Genomic DNA, 2538 nt, shown 5'->3' on the forward strand with positions numbered 1-2538 from the left:
TCGGGTTTGCCAACCTCGCTGGGCAAACACAAAAGCCCTCCACTACGCTAGGCATGGAGGGCTCCTAAAACTACTTCACATTAATAATGTGCTATTAATAAATTACTCTTTTTTAATCCCTTTGACCTCTACATTAACTCGTCGATCTACCTGCAAGCATTTAATCAACTCATCTGTAGCTCGAGTTCCTATACATCCTGTACTAACAGGATTGCTGGCCCCATATCCTACAGCGGTCATTGGTGCATTAACTCCCTTCTGCTGTAGATAGGACTTTACTGTTTCAGCACGTACCTGTGACAGTCGTTGATTGTATTGAACAGCCCCTAAGCGATCGGTATGACCTTCAATGACGATATGCTCTATGCTAGCATACGCTTCAGGCAAGCTAATCGCCAAATTATCGAGCTGCTTTTTACCTTCAAGTTGCATATCATCCATCGTTCCACCATCGAACGCAAAGAGTGCGTCTGCTTGTAAACTGATCACCTCATGATGTGCAACTACTTCTTCCTCAGAACACCAACGATGATCGACATCACGCAAATTTGCACAACCCACAAGAACTAAAAGAAATCCTGAAGTTACTGCTAAACGTCCAATGTAAGTGATTTTTTTCATAGTTTTATCCTTAATTGATTAGTGATGGCTTTACCAACTAAAACGTACACCAACGCGACCCGCTATACTTTCGCGTGCTGCATCAGTGCTTCGATACACTTTATTATCACCACCAAAAGCTCGTGCGTAACGGACATCACCATATAAATAGGTTGACTTACCAATTGGTAACTGAGCACCAACTCCCAGCTCACCCCAAGTACGCTTATATTCTTCACGAACTTTATCTCGTCCTATCTTTGCTTCAGACTTATTACCAGCAAAGTCATGTAGCACATTAGCTGTTACGTAAAAAGTATTGGTACGCAAATCACCATTATCTTGGTTATAGGCTACACGAGCACCCACTCGACCACGAAGTGTTCCACCACTCTGATCTGATATATTACGGACATCATCATCGAAACTACTCAGATGCACATACTGATAAGACAATTGTGCTTGTGGCTCGATCTGCCAGTTACTATTGCCAATTAACCAAGGTCGTCCAACTTCAGCGGAAACACCAACTCCCCAGCCATTTTGACTATCATGCCCACTAGTGCTTTTATATTTATTACGGATAGAGGAGACATTAGCAACTAAATCTACATAGCTACCATTATCGCCATACCATGTGCTGTATGCACCCAAAGAGTACATATCAGTTTTACCCGATCCAACTTGCTTCTCCTCAGTTACTAAACCATTTTCAGCACGATACTTATCGTAAAAATCATGTTCTCCATGACTATAACTAGCCATAATTCCCAAGTGATGGTGATTATTGTCCTCATCAGTACGCACTAATAAGTCACCACCGAACTGAATAAAAGCAATATCACTTTCATATCCAAAGCGGTTTTGTCCCTGCTCCTTCAAGTTTGTATAGTTAATTCTGCCCCACACGGGATAAGGCTTATTACCTGCCTGAGTACGATCTCGGTAATCCTCACATTGAGTACCACACTCGTCCCAGACCCAAGTCTGTTGCTCACCAATTCGCTCATGTAATTTACCCATCTGCGCAAATCCCATTTCACGGTTAATACGAGACATTTGGACATAGCCAGATGTTCCTGGGGTGTAAATAGGTGTTGGCTCTGGAGTAGGACCTGGCTCAGGGGTTGGTGTTGGTGTTGGCTCCGGTTCAGGTTCAGGGGTTGGTGTTGGCTCTGGAGTAGGACCTGGTTCAGGGGTTGGTGTTGGCTCCGGTTCAGGTTCAGGGGTTGGTTCTTGCGCAGCTAAAGTCCAATAATAATGACTGCCACCATTTTCATCATCACGCTGCACTAATTGAGCTTGACCCGCATTAGTGGTTTCTGCTGTACCCGTAAACGTATTAGGTTTCTGCTCATCACTTTCAAATACTGACACAACTGGTGTTACCCATTGGCCATTTTTAGGTAGTTCACCCAAGGTTACATCACCGATTATTCCATTTGGTACTGAAACCACTGTATTACCTGAGGCAATACCAAAAATACTCAAATGGTCCGTTTGCTGTTCATCTGGGTTATCCCAACGCGAATCCACTAACAAACGAGCATTATCGCCCCTATAACTACCCTGTATGATTAACTCATCACCAATAATGCCGTTACTCATACTTATTGTTGAATCAGATGAAAAAACATCCCCCTGTAAAGTAAAATCAGTTGGTCCCGAACTGTCAAAAGCATTAAGTAGAGAGTTATTATTTAAGTGTAATGTTGTAAAAGATGCTTGATTATCTGTACCTTTTTTCTGTAAATTCCACGTAAATCCGTCATTTAGCGTTAAATCCAGTTGTGACCCATTAATGTGGGTTAGACCACGCATAGTACCTGCACCAGAAAACGTGGCATTAGTATTACCTTCGTATACAATATTATTACTACCTACACCAACTTCCAGTAACCATCGGTGGCGGAGACGTCCACATCGTAGAATTCCTGC

Annotated in this window: 2 protein-coding genes; both read right to left on the reverse strand. The window is 42.8% G+C overall.

Annotated features, from left to right (window positions below):
- Positions 1-102 precede the first annotated feature (102 nt).
- Positions 103-621 carry an OmpA family protein gene (locus tag HMPREF3144_RS02440; protein WP_083290363.1) on the reverse strand — a complete coding sequence of 173 codons (519 nt, stop codon included), beginning with the start codon at positions 619-621 and terminating at the stop codon, positions 103-105.
- A gap of 30 nt (positions 622-651) precedes the next feature.
- The gene (locus HMPREF3144_RS02445; protein ID WP_070476221.1) at positions 652-2208 is read right to left on the reverse strand and encodes an autotransporter family protein; all 1557 of its coding nucleotides are present in this window, start codon (positions 2206-2208) and stop codon (positions 652-654) included.
- Positions 2209-2538 lie beyond the last annotated feature (330 nt).

Source organism: Oligella sp. HMSC05A10 (assembly GCF_001808335.1).
Taxonomy (GTDB): domain Bacteria; phylum Pseudomonadota; class Gammaproteobacteria; order Burkholderiales; family Burkholderiaceae_B; genus Oligella; species Oligella urethralis.